This window comes from Microbulbifer variabilis, assembly GCF_020524905.1.
Classification (GTDB): domain Bacteria; phylum Pseudomonadota; class Gammaproteobacteria; order Pseudomonadales; family Cellvibrionaceae; genus Microbulbifer; species Microbulbifer variabilis_A.
This window is the reverse complement of the sequence record NZ_JAIVKI010000008.1, coordinates 21,999-43,107: the sequence shown is the minus strand read 5'-3', so window position 1 is coordinate 43,107 and position 21,109 is coordinate 21,999. Positions and strand designations below refer to the sequence as shown.

The following is a 21,109-nucleotide window of genomic DNA, read 5'->3' as shown; positions in this document are numbered from 1 at the left end:
TTTTCAGTAGTCTGAGTATCTTGCCCAGACCCCATGGCACTAAACAAGCAGAGGGAGTGATGATTGGGTGCATCAATGTGTTAGCACTGGTACTCCACAGATTCTCCATTTAGAATCACTTTTTTCTCTTGAACTAATTTGTTGACTTGCCCCTGAACTGCTATTTCATTGTTCTGTAACTTTAAGCAAACAGCTATGTGGTTTTTCAATGAAGCTAATGTTTTGGGGCGCTTTTCTTTGGGAGATTTTTTAAGCACTGTTAATAACTTTTGAGTAGAATCTTGGGTTATAAAATTATTTATGTGCTTGCAGGATCTACCATTTGATTGCAGATGAGAAATTAATGGTGCGAATCCATTATCATTCGTGACAACTTCAAACGTGACATCTTTACCCGCTTCATGATCATATTTGCCCAGATAATATGCCAAATGGAAATCTAGATTATTTGGTCGAGTATCTTTTATTTGAATAACTGTTAGATTAATAGGGGCCTCGTACTTAGACGTACCAAAATCTAATTTTGGCTGTTTTGCACCAAGGAAAACAATAACTTTTTCATATTGGGACAGGTCTATTTTCTCCATGCTCCCAATGTTTTCATAGTCAATAAATACCCACTTCATTATGAGGCTTCCTCTGAATTAAAGTCGAGCTCTTTGATAACTATTAAATGTAGCGTATGATTTGTCCGACGTGCAACACGTTATGAGATCTTAATTCTTATTCGTTAATGCGAGAAAGAATAGTAAAAACCATAGTATTAATGAGAGCTTGATTGAATCAAACCAACTGGCGCCAGCATGGATTACCCATGAAACATTGCCTGCAATAAAAAATGCCCAAAATATCATTGCCAGTACCGTAAATGCGAAATATTTCACTTCGTTTACGAAAGTAAATCGAATAACTATCGAGCCTATGAAACTTGCTATAAGCTGCGACAGTTTCCAAAAAGGCGCATAGGCTAGAATGCCAAATATGGCGCAAATTGTAGATAAATTCTCTTGGTTTATAATGTAATTTATTGTGAGTTTAGAATCTATGAGATTTACTGTAGGGTTAAAAAGGCCTCCATGTAAAGAAATAGGAATATAGAATGCCATATACATTACGAAGTAAGAAAAGCCGTAAAAATATACCTTACCTATAACAGATTCTAATTTGGCTCGATTTTGAGTTCTCCATTCTTCGATGTCCGAAGGTGGTGGTTCTGGTATTTCCCGCTCAAGCACCTCTGGAACTATAATCGGTTTGATCTTAAATAATCCCTGGAAAAACGGAGTAAGAACATTTGCGATCATGCTTAAGATTATTGCTACGACACCTCCAAGTATTGCTTCTATCATTTAGAAAGATATCCTTGCGTAGTTAAAATTTAGCAGTCTGTATTACAATGATCGTAACAAATTTGGAGTATAAGTTTAGTCCGGAAGTAATGTTAATACATAGTAAGTTTTATCTTAAACAAATTTATCATTCAGAAATTTACCGTCAAGAAAATTCTGTATGTGAATATAGAAATCCCATTTTGCTAGATTATTTTTCTTTTTAGCGGTATTCAGTTCCGGCTGGAAATGGTAAATGAGATGAGATTCCAAAGAATCGATTAATTCTAAGGAAAGTGATTCAGGTTGCATCCAGTCCAAAGATATGTATTCGTCATCATCATGAAACCATGCTGTGCAGCGATATATTTTCTTAACCGTATTGGTATATTTTGGGCTATGTAATTTTAGAGCTGCTGGATGTCCACCTAAAAATCTTGAACTTTTTTTTGTTATACCAATATATGCAAGCTCTTCTTGGTCCTCACTATTAGTATATGTAATTAAATATATTGGTAACGATGGATCTGGAGGCAATCCTAAATAGTTTATTATTAGCTCTTGCTCTTCATGATCTAACCACCCACCTTCAAGTCCATTGATTAGTTCACTTGCCTCATTAAGATAGTCTTGAGTAATTTTCCTGCTTTCTTCAAGGCTTTGCCACTTCATATTTGTTGCCAAGTAAAGGGGGGAAACTTCTTCTATAGAAAGCCATACAGACCATTCATTTTTAGGCTTATCAACGTAGCCAGCGGTATAAAATCTTACAGGAAGAGGATGATTTCTTTTAATCCATGAAGATAGAGGTTTAAACATAACGCTTCCTTAAATACTTAATAGGAGTGTAGAAAACACTAATCTAGTTATTTTTATGTGTTTGCAAGAAAGATTAAAAAAACTCTTAAAAATACTTTGGGCCTCAAACTGATTAGCCCCCTAAGAGGCTGTTTAAGTTACTACGAATGCCAGAAGATTTATAAAAGACCATCTCAATGAAAAATGTATGCTGTCTTTTTGGTCATATACAGCCATGGCGATTCAGCATCGAAATCAAGACTACCATAAAAATCGTTACCTTCAATAACTGGCTGTTCCTTTATTAGATCAATTGATACCATGGTGCAATTAGCGTTCCTCTACGTAACATCTTTTAGATATTTTTTGGTAGTTCGATAAAATACGATCAACAAATATTTCATTTTCTAGTTATGATTCACAGCTATCCAAAGAATTGATGTAAGTTGAAGCTAGTCTAAGGAAACTTGATTATGGTAAGTGTGGAACCCCTTATGTATTGGACTCATACCGTTAGACCTATCTATTCAACAATAAGAAAGTCAATATAAAGTTACTACTATCGTCAGCCGAAGGGAAAGATGAATTAACAATTACAGTCGATCTGCGACTGACACTTATAATGCATAATCTGAGGGCTAGTTAATCAGTTAATGAAGCATGAGAATCGCAAACTGGTGCCAATGAATGGCCATTGGTCGATACCGAAAGCTACGCCACATAGTAAGATTCATACCCACGATTCTGGATTCTGGATTCATGGCTAAATAGTTAACCTGAATTGCATCCAGAGATACGAGTAGAGAGGACTACTGTTCTTGTACACCCCAAGACTAGTACTTCGCGAACAAGGTTGAAGAGTTCTGTGATATCTGACTTTACCACATGGAGTGGTTCGCACTAGGTATTGTCACGGAAAAATTAGACCACTACACACTAACCTTTATATAGCAGATATTACCTTAAATTTATTGTGAAAGGAATTAGATTGCAAGGCGTCAAATTAACGACAGACTTGTTTTTCAATCTAATATAGGTGAGAGGTAGTAATACAATCTTGTTTTTTCCAGGTGGCTAATAACAAGTTAATTTTGGTGCGTCTCTTCTTCTGCTTTAATGACACTTTAGTATTGAATAAATTTATAATAATTTTGAAGAACTAAAAAGTTTCTCCTAGATCAGGTAAGCCTGTTGAAATGCAGAGTAAATAATAGCGAAGGTATACGACTTGGTAAGAGTCAACAATATATAGGAGCTATTAATTATGAGTGTATTCAAACGAAACGGAAAGGGAAACTATTACATCCAATTTAACCATAACGGTAAAACTTATTGTCGCAGTTCAAAGACCACTAACAAGCGAATTGCTGAAAGAATGGAGCGGGAATGGAAAGAAGAGATTCATCGCATTGAAGAACTTGGTGAGCGTCCACGTATTACCCTTCGTGATGCTTTTGCAGAATACGTAAAACAAAAGGAAGGTACTGGAAGCAGCCTTTATACAACAACCAATGTAAAGGTTGTGTCAGAACGCATGGATGTCAGTTTACACTTGGATGAACTGCGTGATTGGCACCTTACCAAATTGAAAAGCTTGAGAGAGCAGGAGGGTGCAGCTGGTCAAACAATTAAACATAATTTTCAGGTAATTAGGGCATCTATTGGCTGGGCAAGGGATCATGGCTATATGGTTAAAGATCTAACCTTTCCGAAGGTTAAGTTACCAAAGCACCGATTGAGATATCTATCGCGGGAAGAAGAAGGCCGGCTTCTGCATGAGTTAGACCCTAAAAGACAACGTGCCTATAGACCGGACTATGAGTCCCGGCCTATTGCTGAGAATCGTCGTTATCATGATAATTATGATCTTGTAGTGATCTTATTGGATACGGGAGCACGCTATAGCGAGATAGCAAATATAAAATGGTCTGCTATTGATATAGGGAATGGTTGTATAAACCTTTGGCGTCCAAAAGTAAGAAATGAATCCATCGTCTATATGACAACCCGTGTAAAAGTTATCTTCGAAAGGCGTTTTAACGAGCGTGTGTCAGACGAATTTGTTTTCACTAATAAGAATGGACAGGCCAGGGGATATCAAGCAAAGGGAATTCGTGCCGCAATTAAGCGGGCAGAGATAGATAACTTTAAGATTCATGATCTTCGTCATACTTGTGCTAGTAGATTGATACAGTCCGGTTTATCTCTCTATGAAGTGGCGAATGTACTGGGGCATACCGATATTTCAACCACTCAGATATATGCTCACCTAGAGAGAAAGGATGTTAGTGTGAAGGCCAGAGACACTCTTGAGCGACTACAAGCTGGCTGCTTTTCACCTTAAAGTAATACTTGCTAATAAGTATCATTATTTTAGTTGTCACTTTTGATACAACCTTAGCTAGTAGGTGTAAGCACACTCTATCTACGGAGTGTGCTATAAGGCCAAAATTAATTCTGCACGCTAATTACCTTGTATGGCCCCTCTGCTCGATCATTGTAAACCAATTTATTTGTTACAATGTCAGTGATGTGGACATCAATGCGGCTATATTTTCCTTCTCCATTCTGGATCTGCAATACAAATTTCTCAGTTAATGGGATTTCCAATTTTTTGTTATACATCAAATCAATCCCGCTGTATGAGACATTTTTAAGCTCATCTTTGTAAACTATAGAGCCATATTTCTTTAAGCATCCATATATAGGCTGAATTGAGTAGCCCACATTACAACTAATTTCTGCTATATATGGGTGTGTTGCAGCTATTTTCTCTGCTTCTGCAACTCGCTTGGTTTCTATAACCTCTTCTTCATGAATATTTTTTCTTAGATTATCAAATTCTTTTTCGACAGAAAATCCATGTTTATTGAATACGGCTTCTAGCTGAACATTTTTGTATCTGATGGCTTGATCTATTCCGTTAAGCTCTTCTATATCTTTTCCATTTCGAATTGTATTTTTTGTTATTGGGTTTGCTCCGTGCTCTAATAATATATCTACTATCGAAGTTATACCATGCCTGGCTGCAATCATTATTGGAGAATAACCCTGTTCATCGAATACATTGTTTAATTCCAATCCTGACTCAACTGCCGTCCTTATGAATTTTTGAGCTTCTAGTATTTTATGCTTTGGACTCTCTTTATGAAGAGAGTTTAGGGCTATGAGAATAGATGAGTCTTTGTCCCTATTAATGTTTTTAACCGAAGCACCCTTACTTACTAGGTAATTCGCCAACTCAAAATCTGAGTTTTTGAGTGCACCATGAAGAATGGTTCCATTTCCGTAGTAATCTTCATCAAGAGTGAAGGATAAATCAATTCCGGTTTCAACTAATTCTATAATTACAGGTCGCCTAACTTCTTTATCGATCAAATAATCATTTCGATGCACTGCATATGTGGCGGCCTCTGACCGTGCTGATCGTGACGGAAGGGTCTCAAAATAGTGAAAATATGCAAATGTTGCAAGATTGAGATCTTTTTTAGCTATACTCACTAAACAATCATCAGCATCTTTCTGGCTTTTGCTACCCTCTCGCAGTCCTTTACACAGGAATTCCCAACCAGTTGCCATTGGAAAGTTTTGAAATTTACTATGTGCTTCCGCAATAAATGGATATTTGGATAGTTTTGGATCTAGGCTATAATAATATGCGGCTATAATATAAGGGGTTGCTTTCCAAAACTCACGAAATCCAGTTAACTTTTCTTTTTTATAAGCGAATTCAATTAAGTTTATTGCTTCTTCTGTATTTTTAGTTAAACCATGCTGACCGAAAATCTTATACAAAGAAAGATTGGCAGCAAGTGTTGGTGATTTTCGCCCACCTTCTTCAAAAGCTGTTATTAGGTATTGTAATTTAGGGCTTAATTTTGAATTGATATATTTTTCTTTTTGGGATGCATTGGCTAGTTTGGGTGATTGTTTAATTAATCCGAGTAACCAGTCACTACTGACCCATACCTCCGACTTATCTCCATCAGGGTAGGTAAAATTACTGCCATTGGAATGTTTTATTTTTACTGAATAGAATGGAAAACCAAGTGTGGTAGGCTTTTTATGAAACTTTCCTAGTTGGATAACCTCTACCGTCAGGTCAGAGCTGGCCGTTTCTGCTGAGCACTCACCTTCTTGAAAAAACTTACCTATCAGCTGTGATACATTCTCATCTTCAATTTCTCCTATTAGATCGCTAACCGTAAATGCACTGGACCCAGTCTTACAAGCAATGATATGAGCTTCTTTAGGTATAACAATTTTGTCCCCAATAATTGAGTCATAATTGGCTTCGCTTCCAACCTTATCGCAGCCTAATCCTAGTGTAGAGATGATAACTAATAGTGCTTTTAGAGCTAAATTCTTCATGACCGTGTTTCCTACTTAATATTATCTGCTTTGAGTAATTAATGATCATATTTTGCTGTGTTCGATTCCCATGTCGGACTAGTTAATTGCTTTGTCCCTGTTTTGGGTACGCCTATTACATGTTCCCATAATGGGGACAAATGGAAAAGTCTATTCATTCAAATGACTATCTGCGTCTAATTGCTTGGCTTAAGGCAGGAAGGCTTGCGCGTGGCTATTCGATGAGAGATTTGGCTGTAATGATTAACGAGCCCCACTCGTTCATCGGTAAGGTCGAGACCGCAGAAAGAAGGCTTGATGTGGCTGAATATGTCCAATATTGCCATGCCTTGGGACTCGAACCTTGTGAAGGGTTGAAGTTGTTTAAGAAATAACCACCGCGATTTGGGTTGGTTAGTCACTAAGCCCTATCAGGGATGAGACGGTATTTCCAAGAGTATGAAGCCCCCCATTTGCTCGCCGAGTTTTATTGGTTCTTTTGTCATACCAGCCTAAAAACACACCCTTTGGGCTTCTAGCCTCTATTCTATTAGGTAAGTTGCGGAGTCGTCCCGCTAACTTTCCATTTGGGTGCCGAACCATTATCTCCTTCATATTGATCTCCCGTTCGTTATTGTTGAGTAATTGATCATCTTCAAATCCATTCCCTAGATCAACGAGTGCCTTCTGTTGTCCTGATTGAAGAAAGAATTGATGCTTATTCAATGAAAAAAGTAGCAAGATCACCCTGGAACAGATCAACTCCATAGCTTGTAACATTAAAGAGCGATACCCCTACGATGATATATCTATGGATCTAGTCGCTATCGAGTGTGGTGAGTTGTTTGAAGATATTGCGGGTATGGAATCCATATCAATAACAGAGATGCAGGAGCTAACCCATTATGTTTGGTCAAATCTTTCAGAGAAATGACTATCCGGTGAAAGCAACCCAAGTTGGAGTGGACATGAAAACAAGTGGAAAAAATCCAAAGAAAAGCAGCGCTGGCCTATCTAAGATGGCAATGGCCACCAAAGCCTATGAGCGCATGAGTAAAGTGGAAGGAGTAAAACGGAAGGAAATCATTGAAGAGTTTGTTAATAACTGTGGTCTTACCCCTGCTGGCGCCGCTACCTATTACACATTAATCCGCAAGAAGTGCTCAAAAAATAACCAGCCAGCTTAGCCCAAGTTGCCTATTTTTATCGAAGTTGGGCCCCTACCTGTGACAATCCAGATCCACAAACTTTTGGTATAACTTAGGGTTGAGCTGAGTTCTTGGTAATAATTTAAGATGGTGACTCATTAGTGCTTGATCTTGGCCTAGTAGAAACATTGACCTTGATGAGCAGATGTCTGCAACCAACCTGCAAAAGCGCTTAACTCATTGATTTATAATGATTTATTTGTCAGTTTCATTAGGTGATAAACTTAGGCGCTTTTGGCTATCTCTTGATTGGGTTAGGCTTGGTATCCAGCTCTAGAAGCAAGCTATGAAAGGAAGCCCAAATAGCATGTTATTCGGCTTTACTATTGTCTCTTTGGGATATTTCACTTAACGAAAGCGCCTAACTTATTGATTTATATGGATTTCATTATCCATCTCATTAGGTGAGAAATCTAGGCGCTTTTGATGGTTTCCCAAATGGGTTAAGCAGCTTGGCGGTTAACCTTGGGGTCCTGTAGTTTTTCTAGGAGCCTGTTGAGTGGCTTTTCTCGATGAGGATATCTCTTAACTAGATTTTTAAGGGAAATAGTGATTCTCTTTTTACGAATATCATGCTGTTGGCCGTTTACTTTACGTAACGAAGCGATGCAATCATACTCAGCCTTCCTACCGTCTCCGAGGTAAATATCAAGACGATTTATATACCAGCGTATTGCTTCTGCTAGGTGATCAAATTTGGGTTGCTTTCTAGGGTATATTTTAGGGTTTTCCTTATCTGGTGATATGGCTGACTTAAAGGAATATCGAGAATGCCTCTCAATGGCCCTGAAATATTTAGGGTCCACCAGCACTACACAGGGTTTACCCCTGAAACGATACCCACTATTTCGCCCAACTGCCTGATGGAGTTTATCTAGCATTAACGCAAGGTTGATTACTCTCTCTTCTATTTCCCCGTCAAATTGCTCATAAAGGCGCATAGTCTCTTCTGGTGTTGGTATACTGATTTCTATTACCGTTGCAAGCTCACTAAGGCTATTCAGTCCTTTATTGTTACATAGGTTTGTAGAGCACCCTTGACCGTTAGCAATATATTCAAACTCGAAACCCAAGCGGGTTAATCGCTCCATTATTAGTGGTAGAATACCATCGAATTTAGCCCATACTAACCGGGTTGAAATTAAGTGAATATCTCCACCTTCTAGCTTAGAGGTTGACGGAAAAAGTTGATCGTGAATAGTAATTTCAGGCCGCTGACGAGAAATCAGCTCGACTATAAGTAGTTCAGTGGTGGTAATGATAGATAGGTTTTTCTCTAGCCCATAACCAAAGCGAAGAAACTCAGGCTTAATATAATAAATGCGATCATCTTTCTTGGGTATGTGTACATCAACTGAAATGCCATCAATTTTCCTATCGCGAATATTAGAATGGAAGGTAAACAAGGTCATGAAGTCATCAAGAATAGGATCGTCATAAAAAATTACAATATTTTCAGGGATAGGGAGAGTATAGCCTTGCGTATGCTCTCTCATATTTAAGTAGCCTAGACGTTGAAGGCGGGCATGGGTCATTACTACTAAATTTTGAGAAGTCCAGTCGACAGGGTGGGTATGACTCGGTTGCTCAGATGAAATGGTTGAAAGATCACTCTCTGTTATATTTGGATTAACTTTATTAATTAAATTAATGGTCGCTTCCATATTAATTTGCCCTAGATCCCAAGGGTTTTTTCTGGGGTGCACTATAGGCTTAATGCCAAAATTTTTTTCTATTTCATATGATTTGCTTTTTAATAAGAAAGGTTTTAATCCACTTTTATTGAGTTCATTAAATTTCTCTTCAGCTTGCTTGTTGGAATGGCAAGCAAAAATTAATTTTATGCCAGTATCACATAGAATTTTTGCTAAATAGGATTTGCCTACACCCTCAACACCATATACAACATTATTTAATGAAAAATTCTCTCTTATTTTATGTAGTAGTTGGTGGGTCTCATCTTGGGAGCGTGGTCGTTCCACCGTGGATTCAAGATTTCTATGTTTGTATGATAAAATTTCGAAAAGACTTTCAGATTTTGGCTGATAGCCCTCAAGGTTGACCCAGAGTGTTCCGCATTTTTTGCAGCTAATAAAAGGAATACCTTTTTCATTAATGTCAGCAAACTCTGAAGGATTTGAATCCTTATGCTTCGGACATAAAACAGAGCGAATATGGCGGTTTATTTTTCCTGCTAATATTTTCCCTTCCTTATATGTTATTATGGTATTGGGGTCTATAATGTCAGTTGATGTGTTTTTGATTTTTTTAGTGGGCTTCAAATTTTTATGCTTGCGAGCTTTTTTTCTGTTTGAGGCAAAAATTTGTCTATAGGTAATTTGCTTAAATTAAATGGATGTCCCGGGTTGTATTCTATGAATGCTAATTTTTGCCTAGATCTTGGGCAGTTTGGGAGTGCCTGAAATTGTGTCAAATTGAATGAAGAAGGATCACAATAGTAAAAAATTTTCTTGAGAACGTTGACCCGTTTTGACATATCACTGGGGTTATAGGGTTCATTAAAAATTAAAACTACTTTAAATTTTTCAACCCCTTTGCGTTTTCTGTGACTAAATGTAGAATACATAATATATTCAAAATCCCCAAGTTTTTCTCTGACAGCTGAGACACTTGATGATCCATCAATATCTAAAATCATTCCGTATATTTTTTTTATAAACTTTGCCCGTCTGCCGCCTTTAAATTCAGCCATTGAAAAAAGAAGGGTCCCAATATTTTTCTTTGAAGCTATCTTGTGACCATTATTGAGAATTTCTTCAACAAATTCTGGCCATGTGGTCGGGTATCTTATTCCTTTTGGCGAATTAATTTTATATAGTAAAGTAATGGTTATATTTTTCATGCTGCTAATATATTTTTGGAGCGAGCGATAAGCTCCATGGTAAATGGTGATTTCTTGGGAGGAATCGAGTACGAATTCGTGCCCGTTCTATTTTGGTTATATGTCCCAGTTGTGACCGGAAGGATTAAACTGTTTTAGTAGCTCAAAAAAATCCCGGAAGAGTTGTGGGAAATTCCGCATTGAAATAGTTCTATCTCTTTCAATGAATGCATAATCTGCTTTGGGTAAATTTTTAAAATTTAGCGATATGCTATGTAGAAGATAATATATTACAAATGGGGCGGCCCAATATCCAATTCCGAGAATATCAATACCTTTACTATTTGCACCATTTTTCGATACAGAAATTTTAGGAGGTTGGAAGTGCCCACAAATACCTACACCCTCTGACGAGGTTATAAATAATTTAAAACTGAGATCTGTTTCTAATTGGGTTACCCCTATGGTTTCACCATTTGTACATGTCAATTTTGAAAGGGAAGATGGCGGTCTGATTAAGGTTTTTAAATCCTGGTACATTTGGGCTCCTAAACGTTCAAGTTGAGGGGCCATTACATATGGATTTTTACCCCCTTGCTTACCAGGGGGTGTTGTTTGACATGTTTATATACTTATGTTATTGGGTCTTAAGATTTATGAGCCACTCTTTGAGTGCTTTTTTCGTTGTTTCTTCCCTTTGGATTAAAGTGTCGTAGTCACTAATATTTGTAAGGGAGGATTGTGCTGATTTTATAATGGAAGAGAAGGTGGATCTGACTAGTGCTTCAAGACTTGGCTCTAACTGCTTAGAGTTCTTTATGAAGTCCGAAATAATCTTTAAGATTTCAGGTTTCATCTTATTGATGACAGCGTTAATCTCCTTCCGTTGTTGACTGGGTTCACCGACCTCTCTTGCGCGAAGGATAGAGAAATAGGTTAAATTTTGTTGGTGAATTTCAAGCGCTTGCGCTATCGATATTCCCCGAGAAATTTCAGAAATTATAGAGAAATCGACGGTCTTAGATTTAAGCTCCTGGGATACTCTTAATATAGCAGTTGCATACGCTTCGTCAGCCATCACACTATCTACTTTTCCGAACCAGTTTAGTTCAGCCAGCGCTAAAATGAATACAGAGTGATAGGTTTGAGACTCGTTGTCGAGTTGTTGATAAGTAACTTTAGAAGTTATCTTGCTTAATTCATTGAAGTATTTGCTGATATCACTGAGTTGAAATGTCGGGTTATTTCCAAGATTGCGGAGGAAGTCATTTTTTTCTGATGAGTATGTGATTATATTCGATAGGTGCCCATCAGCTATGTCAAAAAGGTCTATTAACTCTTCCACGTATTTTTCAGGAAGTGATGTTTCATAAAGGAGACTTTTACGGTTTTCGGTCAGTAAAATTTCTAATATTTCCATTTCTTGTGAACATTATTGCTTCTAAATTAACAGAGTACATGGATTCTCTTAAAATGTCTTATTTCCTTTCGTAGTATGTCAGTCAATCTCGTCTGTATTTTAATGTGTAAGCTTTTATTCTAGTAAGATAAAGTTATTGGCTTTCAGATAACTTTTCGAGATTGGTAAGTTAATTTATTTTTGGAGGGGGGTGGTGATGACTAATAATAGATCTATCTAATGGTGAGTCTTATGTGAGTTTGGTTAAAATTGTTTGATGGGAACCGTTAGGGTTGAAACCTCTAGTTCAATATGCAAGGTTAATTTAATTTTTGGGGTCCTAGGCCGTTATTATTTTTATAGCATAAGCTAATTCAAGCGGCAGGTTAATAGTGTAACATTTCTATTTCTTATAATTTGTTATTTCTGTCTCGGTATGCTCTCAAATCGCAGTTGGCACTTTGATGTTGATTGATAACCGCGGTAGTGTTAGTGGTGACGTCTTATTGGAGTATTCCTCTATTTTTATTTCTATTGGTTGATTTATCGGGGGTTAACATAATTCTATTGCCCATATGTAGTGAAATATATTTGGGTATGATAAGTGTGTATTGATTATAAGGAAGTACCAAAACCTCTGCCGTTTCCTTCATATATTGGCGCCTTCGTTAGAAGTATAAGTGTCATAATTGTCATGTTAAGTTGTTGGTTTTATTTTTATATTTAAATTGATATTTACCACTGTTAATATTGTGAAAAATTTTTAGATAGATCTAATTTTCCGATCTTATTTCATCCCCTGAAATTTCTGCCTGACTAATTATTATGAAATATCTTTCATTCTGGCTTCGCTTTTTTCTTGTTGGTCCATTTGTACTATTTACTGCAGTCGCAGTACAAGCGTCCAGCTTTTATGTTGATTCTATTTCTGGTCATCAGGTAAAAATTGCTTGGAGCCTTGATAGTAGTGCGAGTAAGACCATTATCAAGCGAAATGGTACAACTATCTTAGATAGCGGCTGGGTATCAAGTGGAAAGAGTGGTTGGTGGACAGACACTGTCCCATCCGGTGGAGGATATACTTATCGCTTTACAGCTATGAAGTGTTTGGAGTGGTTTCGTACTACCTGTATTGAGCCTGATGTGATCTTTACAGGCTCTACAATTGCACGTGTTATTCCTAATAAACCATCAGCTATCTCATTTTCTGGTAGAGAGGACGGTAATAAAGATACTAACGGAGCTTTTTCTATCAACTGGAGTGCAGCTAGTACTCCTCCCAATATAGATGGCTATCAATGGTGCCAGGAAAAAGATGGTCAATGGCAGTCTGAATCAAGCTGTCCTAAAGTGGGTAAGAGTACACTTTCCAGAAATATTGGCGATGTGCCATTAGATGATGGCTCTTATCGGTATCGCATTAGGAGTTATGCGATTGGTGATTCATCCACGGAATACAGTGGTTGGAGTACCTCATCTACCACGATCGTCACCAAGCCGCCGGGTAGTGTGGCCACGATTACCGATCCTAATAGCAAACAAACTACTAATTTTTATGTCCGCTGGGAGGCAGTTACAGGAGCGGATTACTATATTTTGGAGTGCAAGCCCCCTAGCGGTAGTTTTGGTGATAGTGAATGTAGCAATTCCAATGTTACTGGTGCTTCGGATCTTATTCAGTTAGCCGAGGGTAGCAGCGGTACCTATATTTTCAGAGTAAAGGCTTGTAGTACGGATAACCTATGTAGCACTAGCTGGTCACCAGAAAAAAGTGTACCCGTAGATATTCCTTATACCCCGCCGGGGAATATTCAAATTTCCGCCCCCCAAAGAGCTGAAAAACTGGATTACGATGTCACTTGGACAAAACTGACTACTGATTTTACTCATTATGAGCTGAAGAGAGCCCGTAAGATTAATCCTGAATCGGGTTGCGCGGTTGAATCTGATGGACTCTGCTGGAAAACGGTACTTGCCAGCACACAGACCAACCTGTATGCCGCCCGTGGCGGAGAGCCGGATCAATATAAGTATAAAGTTCGAGCGTGGAACCACGATGTTTCGTCTGGCTGGGCTCAGAGTGATTTTATTGATGTCCACAATTTAGAAGGTATTGATGAACCACCGGCTGTTACGACTCAACTTGCAGATACACCTGGGACAATCCCATATCGAACAAAGGTTTCAACAAAGGGGGATGCGGTTGTTTCTATCCCTATCCAGGTTGCACCAGGGGTGAATGGTTTAGAACCGGGTCTTTCTGTAGGTTATTCAGGGGCTCGCTATCGCTGGCGGTCCAATGAGACATTACCAGAAGATACCCTCGGCTATGGTTGGCGGCTGGCTGGTATCAGTGAGATTCGTCGTTGTGTGAAGGATCTTCCATCAGGTTCAGAGATATCATTTGATGATACTAAGGACTCACTATGTTTAGATGGTGAGCCACTGGTTGTCGTTTCAGGGGACTACTTTAAGAAAGATTCAAGCTATAGAACCCTTCGTGAGAGCTTTCAGTACATAGAAATGAAAGAGACTGATGATGGGAAGTATTGGTTTCAGGTTAAAACCAGCGATGGAAAAATAATTGAATACGGAACGAGTGACGATAGCCGCCTTAGAGTGGGTAATTCCTCAGTCTTTGCTTGGTCAATCAATAAGGTAACAGACGCATTTGGTAACAGTATTCAGTATAAATATCACCGGGATGAGATTCAGGGAATCAATTACCCACTGGAAATTGTTTATGGAAATAATGGTGATGCCAAAATTGAATTCCAATATGGAACTCGTACAGATGCACCACCTCAACCGATAGGGCCTGATGAAATTCAGCAAGAACAGCTGGTTTTATTGCACCATATACGTGTTCACTTAGATGATACTTTACAGAGAGAATATCTTTTCATATCGGAAGAAGAACCGGCCATTCCAGAGCAAGAGCATTCACGGCGCCTTAAACAGGTACAGCTTTGTGCTTATCATCAAAATGGTGCTGGTCGATCCTGTCTTAACCCATTAACGTTATCGTGGTCTTCTTTAGAAGGTAATTCAATCGACTCAACAACAGGTATAGAAAAGGTAACAGATGGCATAGGTCGAAATACCCATTTTAAATATGAGCGACTGGGTGATATCCAGAATATGGATTCCAACCCTTTTGGCACCCCAGCTGTACCTCAGTATGCCTCTGAGTGGTCCGAAGCCAGTGGTAATAATCGTGGATTGGTCAGTGAGGTGCATCGCTCAAATGGACTGGCTGGTAGCTGTGAACAGATGGATACAGATCCAAGTGACGGCTATCATCAGGGCTGTCACGTCACCCTCTATGATTACCAGGGGTATGGGCTTTCAAGCACTATTGGCTGGGGCTTTCTAGGTTATTATGCGCAATATAGCTATGATACTGCTTCCGGTATCTCCACTTATCGACAGCTTCGTCAGGACTTTCCACATTTTGGTAAGACAGCGAGGCTGCATCAATACGAAGGTGTCTATCCCACCCATCGAGAGCTGTTAACTCAACAGCATTTCCGGCATCAATCAATTCCTTTGACTATAGGATCAAATAGTACCCTTTATTCTTATGTTGAACAGAGCTTAAAAACCATATTGGAACAGGGGCAGGTCCTGGGATATGAATCCAAAGAAACTGAAATAGAATCAGCAAGCTATGGTGCTTTTGGCGAGGTGATCTCAGGTACTTATCAAAGCGTTCGCATAGCTAAGAGTGCAAGCTTTAGTGATGATCAAAGTTTTTGGGGGGAAGTTAAAAAAGCTAACCTGAGCAACATAGAGCGCAGCAGTGAAACCACAATTACTTTTTACAATCGAACAAACCCATGGCTAATAGGCTTTGTTAATGCTCGTCAGGTTAGGCATTACGATGGTGATATCGGTGATTCTGCGGATAGTGTTCAGGAGTTGGTTTACACTCCTTATGGTTCAACTAATAAAACGGGTAGTGTTACAGCGTATCCTGGAGATGAAACTTATGAGCTGATCGTTGATTATGGCTATGATGCCAGTGGAAATCTCGTGAGTGAGGTCACGAGTGCGCCTGATAACGCCGATGATAGGTTGGATGTTAAATCAAGTAGCTCTTTGGCTTCTAATTTTGTTGATAACCGATATCCGCAAACCCTAACTAATTCACTAGACCAAAAGATCACCATAGGATACGACCCGCGGTTTGGTAGCGTAACCAGTGTTACTGATGCGAATGGCCGCAAGGTTAGCACCAAGTATGACTCATTTGGTCGAGAGTCTGAGCATACAAATGCGGACAGTGTGGTATTTAATACAGACTATGATTTCTGTGGAAGTGTATCCTGCCCCGTAAGTGGTAGCATGCTGGTTCCCTATAGAGTTCAAACCCGGTCAACCATTACCCCCACCAGTAATCAGTATTACGATCTTTTAGGCCGTCTCATACAGTCAGACACAGAATCTTTTAATAGCAATAACTGGTCGCGTCGCGAGTTTGAATATGACGCTCAGGGGAGGCTTTATATTGAAACAGAGCCCTACTTCCCTGGTGAGCTCCCCCATTTTACCCAGTTGACTCTCGATAACCGGAACCGGGTAACTGCAGTTAAAAGGCCCGATGGCAATATTACTGATATTGTTTACTCGCCAATAAGTAGCGACCGCCAAGTAAAAGTTACTGTAACGGAGAATATTTTAACGTCTAACCAAAGTGTGAGTGACACCCAGGTAAGCGAACAGTATTACAGTTTGGCCGGAGACCTAGTCAAATCTGTAGACGATGCTATGGGGGAGATGGTGCATACTCGTTATACCTATGATGGTAGCGGGCTAATAAAAACTGTCACTTTAGGTAGTGGGGGCCTGGATGACCCAGCTACTGAGTCTAGCTTTGAGTTTGATAGAGCGGGTTATCGGGTTCAGCTTACCGACCCGAATACAGGAACTGTCAAAAGTCTTTATAACGCCCTTGGCCAGTTGGTATGGCAAGAGGACAATAAAGGGCAAGCGATTGACTATGACTATGACAGTCTAGGTAGACTGACAAAGCAAACTGATGAAACCGGAATTGCGGAGTGGTTCTATGATGCGCCGAATGCAAAGGGGAGCTTGGAAAGTCGAAGTTATACCGAAGGTGGCGTTGAGGTTTTTCTTGAATCTTATAGTTATCGCGGTGATAGCAAGCTTCAAAGTGTAACTACCCGTTTAGTGGGTGGCAGTGACAATAAGAGTTACGAGCATAGCTACGGCTATGACACCAGTGGACGCCTGAACCGAGTGACCTATCCCAATGGGGTTGAAGCTTATTATCACTACAACGGTGCCGGTTATTTGCAGAGTCTTAGTGATGATTTGGCGGGCAGTAACCCTCTACGAACTTTTACTGATATTAATGCCCGTGGGCAAGTCCAAGAAGAGATCTATGGTAATGGTTTAATCACCAATCGTAGCTACAACGCCCATACCGGACGCCTGGAGTCCATTAATACTGGTAGCGGCAAGATACAAAACAGGGAATATCGCTGGCGCTCCAATGGCACATTGGAAAGCCGGCTGGCATTTTCCGACTCCAACGCTTTACAGCGACAGGAAGATTTTACCTACGATGGCCTCAATCGACTGCGCCATGCCACTATGGTGGCGGGTGGAGACCGGGTGCTCAGCACTCAGTACGACACACTGGGCAATATTCTCTCCAAAACTTCCAGCGTAAGTAGTGACACTCAGGTGACCGGCTACCAGTATGGGGATTTTGGTAATGCGGGCCCTAATGCAGTGAGTAGTGTCACCATTAATGGGGTCTCACAGAGCCTGTATTACGATGCCAACGGCGCCATCGAACGCTACGATGCCGCCAGTGGTGATGACAAGTGGATCAGTTGGAATACGCGGCAACTGCCCACAGAAGTCGTGCTGGGCAGCAGTCAAAGCGATAGTACACCGACTGCCAGAGACCGCTTCCAATACGGCCCTGATGGCCAGCGCTACTACCGCGAATCCAGTTGGATGGAAGGTGGGCAACTCAAAACCGAGAAAGCCTTTATTGTAGGTAGCTACGAGGAGCAAATTCCTGCAGGCGACAGTATCCTCGCTATCCACAAAACCCAGTTGGCGAGCAGTGTGCAGCATATCGCCATTAGCGATCTAACGGGCACCAGCGGCGAATACCAGTACCTACATCGAGATCATCTAGGCTCCATTGAAAAAATCACCGATGAAGCAGGCCTTGAGATCTTAAATCTCGCCTTCAATCCGGATGGCAGCCGCCGCCAGGGCGATTGGAGTAGCGATCTGGATCATCAGCAATTGCAAGAGCTGCTCGCGGTACAAGGCCTTACTACTAAGCGCGGCTATACCGGTCACGAGCATCTGGATAGAACTGGTCTGATTCATATGAACGGGCGTATCTACGACCCGACACTGGGCCGTTTCCTTAGCCCCGACCCGATTGTGCAGACGCCTACCTATAGTCAGAGCTGGAATCGCTATAGCTATGTGTTTAATAATCCCCTGAGTTTGACGGACCTGACAGGTTTTTCAGGAGAAGAAGAAAAGCCGGAGTTTGAGGGGGATAAGACGCCGGATGATCCACCTCCACCTATAGATGAAGTAGTTGTTACTGGAGAGCGCCCAACTTTGAATGGGTACTGGAGAATGTTTTTAGGTTATGGAAATATAGCTGGTAATACTTATTCAATGTGGGCTGAGTCAGCAGACACCTTGCTGGGTCGAATTATGCGGGAGTTGAAAATAGAGATGGAAGCTGCGGATGAGGAATTGGAAGCTCCTCTACTTACTACTCCTATTCTTCTATCGCAACCTGGACATGATGGCCCGATTTCTTCTGGTGCACAAAAGATAGGTAGCTATTTTAGTGACCATTGGCGCGACTTGACTGATGGATTATCGGGCTTGGTCAATTCAAATGGAGTAGCCCAAGTAGGACTGTTGAGTGGCTCACTAATTGGTTGTGGTATTTCTTTTTGCATGGAAGGTAGTGGTACTTTAGGTTTTTCCATTGACCTAAATGATTTTCTTAACTCAAAAATCTATTTGCAATTTTCTGGTGCATTTGGAGTAGGAATAGGAATCGGTGGTGCTGCTACTAGAGGGGTAAGCTTTGGCAAATCACCGACTCAGTTGGTGTCTGGCTTTTCTACATCTTCAAATCGTACTGCCATTGGGTTTGCTGCTATACCGTGGGATGTTGGTGGGCCAGCGGGTTCATATGCAGTGGATTATGCAAATGGGGCGATTTCTGCTGGTGGATTTTTGGGAGCTGGTTTAGGGATTGGAGGTGGAGTGGCGCTGGGGGAACGAGGAAGTTTAAATATTGCCACGCCTTCTCTAAGGGATATTATAGTGTTAGGGCAATAAAATGAGATTAATTCTAGTTTTGCTTGTATCTGTTAGTTTGGGAAAGTTGGCCTATATATATAATCCTGAACTGGGAGTTAATCTGCTTTTGTTTTTATTCATAATATTTGGAGCGCTCCCATATATAGCACTAGTGGTAAGGTCTAATTACTTTAGAAATAAGATTAAATCTTGGGCAGAAAATAATAATGTAGAGGTTTTAGACATAAAAAACGCAAATCTATTTAAAGGTAGGCTGCGTTGGAGAGTATCAGATATTCAAGATGTATTTCTTTTGAGGGGACGTGATGCTGAGTATTGGATCGCTTGTGGATCATGGTTTTTAGGATCATTTAAGTGTGAGTTAAAGATTTATAAAGAAACTGATGGACATTTAAAGGTGATTTTTACATCCTGAAATGCAGTCTTTGCACAAAAGGGCTCAATATCCGGAAGAGGGATAATGACCGGAGCTCTTGTATTATCCGGCGGTCTTCTTGCTGATGACGTGACAGGAATAGGTGTTGCTGATGATGTTGTAATTCCTTTCATTCTCGTTGGAGGAGCTTTAGCTGCTGCAGTGGTGAGTGGCTGGAATGCACTCTCTGAATCTGAATCGGGTGGCAAAAAAACAGTTCCCGGAAGTACAGGGCCTCCTGGAGGGTATGTTGAAGGTCCCAGAAGGGGCAGGGAGTATGGCCCAGATGGTAAGCCAGTGAGGGATTATGATAAACCCCACCAAGGGTACGATAGACCCCACGTACATGAATGGCCGGGTGGAAAACGAGAGCATCCAGGCAGAGACTATTCTCCTTGGCCTCCAGAATAATCTATGAGTGGCGATATTTTATGAAATCTATTGAGGGGCAAGATAAGGTTGAAGAATATTTTGGATACTGGCCTAAATTTTGTGATGCGAAAATTGAAGAATTTGTTCTAGAGCCTGCCACGAAAAAAATTAAGATTACTATTTTCTATATTGATTCTGATATGGGAAAAAAGGGAAGAGTGGTGCTTATATTTAATGGTACTTTAAATGTTCAAATTTCTGATTGCTTAGATGAAAACGTAGTGGATGAAATTTCTATACGGAAGGTAAAAGAAGGCTATAGTATAGGGATTGTCGCTTGTTACGGATTAAATGGTAAATTCACCTGTAAGTCAGTTAGCACCAGTATTGAAGCGGTGAAGTGATATAGTAAAAGTAGTTGGTGAGCCGTCAGTCTGACATTCAATTATTGTCCACAAGTTTTATCAGAAATGTGTATACCCCTGGCAGGTTGGCTCTGCCGGAGGGTAGCCGACCTGGGTTAAACGTCGGGCTTTATATCTATAAGGCTCCGAGATTGGGCCCTACGATTTACAGTAAGCAAAACCACTAAAGCCCCGGTAGAGTACTCTGCCGGGGCTTTGTCGTTATGGCCTATCAAGCCTGCTTCTTCAGCTTGGCATTCTCGATAAACGTATCGATCACCTGAATTACCTGCCGCTTGGTGGCGGCGTCCAGCTTCTCAATCTGTTGCATCCGTCGCAGCAATCTGGAATCCGGCTGCTTGACCTTCTTCACTGGTTTTACACCGAGTAGCTCGTCCGTGCTGACCTTGAGGGCCTGCGCCAGGTCCACCAGCAGGTTGGCCGGCGGGTGTTCGCTCTCGGTCTCGTAATAGGCGATGACCCGCCGCGTCGCGCCGATCTCTTCCGCCAGTTCCTTCTGCGTATAGCCGGCAGCCTTGCGCAACTGCGCCAGGCGTTTACCAAAGTCGGCCAGGTTCTCGTTCATGTATTTGGGCATGGGCAGACTCGTCTCATTGACTCGCCTGCTAGTGTAAGCCCGGTTCTCGTA

General features: G+C 40.5%; 16 protein-coding genes. 7 read left to right on the top strand and 9 right to left on the bottom strand.

The genetic code is table 11. From position 1 onward, the window contains the following. Positions 1-80: 80 nt before the first annotated feature. The 3 genes from LC073_RS10895 to LC073_RS10885 form a co-directional block, all read right to left on the bottom strand. Entirely contained in the window at positions 81-626 is a 546-nt protein-coding gene (locus LC073_RS10895; RefSeq protein WP_226646918.1) for a PIN domain-containing protein, read from the bottom strand. Positions 627-716: 90 nt separating this feature from the next. Further along, the gene (locus LC073_RS10890) at positions 717-1,349 is read right to left on the bottom strand and encodes a hypothetical protein (RefSeq protein ID WP_226646917.1); all 633 of its coding nucleotides are present in this window, start codon (positions 1,347-1,349) and stop codon (positions 717-719) included. A gap of 114 nt (positions 1,350-1,463) precedes the next feature. Next, positions 1,464-2,147, bottom strand: coding sequence for a hypothetical protein (locus LC073_RS10885; protein ID WP_226646916.1), 684 nt, complete (start codon positions 2,145-2,147; stop codon positions 1,464-1,466). A 1,243-nt stretch (positions 2,148-3,390) separates the two neighbouring features. Here LC073_RS10885 and LC073_RS10880 point away from each other — a divergent pair. Further along, complete coding sequence (locus LC073_RS10880; RefSeq protein ID WP_226646915.1) at positions 3,391-4,470, top strand: tyrosine-type recombinase/integrase; 1,080 nt, start codon at positions 3,391-3,393, stop codon at positions 4,468-4,470. Positions 4,471-4,577: 107 nt separating this feature from the next. Here the strand turns inward: LC073_RS10880 and LC073_RS10875 are convergent, their stop codons facing one another. Then, positions 4,578-6,497 (bottom strand): ankyrin repeat domain-containing protein, encoded by a 1,920-nt coding sequence (locus LC073_RS10875; RefSeq protein ID WP_226646914.1) that lies wholly within the window; start codon positions 6,495-6,497, stop codon positions 4,578-4,580. 140 nt (positions 6,498-6,637) lie between these two features. Between LC073_RS10875 and LC073_RS10870 the strand changes: the two genes are divergently transcribed. Together LC073_RS10870 and LC073_RS10865 are read left to right on the top strand one after the other, a co-directional pair. Then, a complete protein-coding gene (locus tag LC073_RS10870) occupies positions 6,638-6,871 on the top strand; it encodes a helix-turn-helix domain-containing protein (RefSeq protein ID WP_226646913.1) in 234 nt (77 codons plus the stop codon). Positions 6,872-7,381: 510 nt separating this feature from the next. Further along, a complete protein-coding gene (locus LC073_RS10865) occupies positions 7,382-7,663 on the top strand; it encodes a hypothetical protein (protein ID WP_226646912.1) in 282 nt (93 codons plus the stop codon). A 464-nt stretch (positions 7,664-8,127) separates the two neighbouring features. Here LC073_RS10865 and LC073_RS10860 read toward each other — a convergent pair whose 3' ends face one another. From LC073_RS10860 to LC073_RS10845, 4 genes are all read right to left on the bottom strand, one after another. After that, on the bottom strand, positions 8,128-9,966 hold the full coding sequence (locus LC073_RS10860) for a hypothetical protein (RefSeq protein ID WP_226646911.1): 1,839 nt from the start codon (positions 9,964-9,966) through the stop codon (positions 8,128-8,130). Beyond that, a complete protein-coding gene (locus LC073_RS10855) occupies positions 9,963-10,547 on the bottom strand; it encodes a hypothetical protein (RefSeq protein WP_226646910.1) in 585 nt (194 codons plus the stop codon). Before LC073_RS10855 ends, LC073_RS10860 begins: the two co-directional genes overlap by 4 nt. Positions 10,548-10,643: 96 nt before the next feature. After that, positions 10,644-11,066 (bottom strand): hypothetical protein, encoded by a 423-nt coding sequence (locus tag LC073_RS10850; protein ID WP_226646909.1) that lies wholly within the window; start codon positions 11,064-11,066, stop codon positions 10,644-10,646. 97 nt (positions 11,067-11,163) lie between these two features. Beyond that, a complete protein-coding gene (locus tag LC073_RS10845; RefSeq protein ID WP_226646908.1) occupies positions 11,164-11,946 on the bottom strand; it encodes a hypothetical protein in 783 nt (260 codons plus the stop codon). Positions 11,947-12,750: 804 nt separating this feature from the next. On the opposite strand from LC073_RS10845, the gene LC073_RS10840 reads away from it, so the two are divergent. Genes LC073_RS10840 through LC073_RS10825 form a run of 4 tightly spaced genes read left to right on the top strand, consistent with a single transcriptional unit; the run spans position 12,751 to position 20,460 of the window. Then, positions 12,751-19,287: an RHS repeat-associated core domain-containing protein gene (locus tag LC073_RS10840; RefSeq protein WP_226646907.1), complete on the top strand. Its 6,537-nt coding sequence runs from the start codon at positions 12,751-12,753 to the stop codon at positions 19,285-19,287. A 1-nt stretch (position 19,288) separates the two neighbouring features. After that, entirely contained in the window at positions 19,289-19,684 is a 396-nt protein-coding gene (locus LC073_RS10835; RefSeq protein WP_226646905.1) for a hypothetical protein, read from the top strand. A 45-nt stretch (positions 19,685-19,729) separates the two neighbouring features. Beyond that, entirely contained in the window at positions 19,730-20,095 is a 366-nt protein-coding gene (locus LC073_RS10830) for a hypothetical protein (protein WP_226646903.1), read from the top strand. Between the two features lie 20 nt (positions 20,096-20,115). Beyond that, entirely contained in the window at positions 20,116-20,460 is a 345-nt protein-coding gene (locus LC073_RS10825; protein WP_226646901.1) for an Imm50 family immunity protein, read from the top strand. Between the two features lie 232 nt (positions 20,461-20,692). Here the strand turns inward: LC073_RS10825 and LC073_RS10820 are convergent, their stop codons facing one another. Further along, a complete protein-coding gene (locus LC073_RS10820; protein WP_226646899.1) occupies positions 20,693-21,058 on the bottom strand; it encodes a helix-turn-helix domain-containing protein in 366 nt (121 codons plus the stop codon). Positions 21,059-21,109 lie beyond the last annotated feature (51 nt).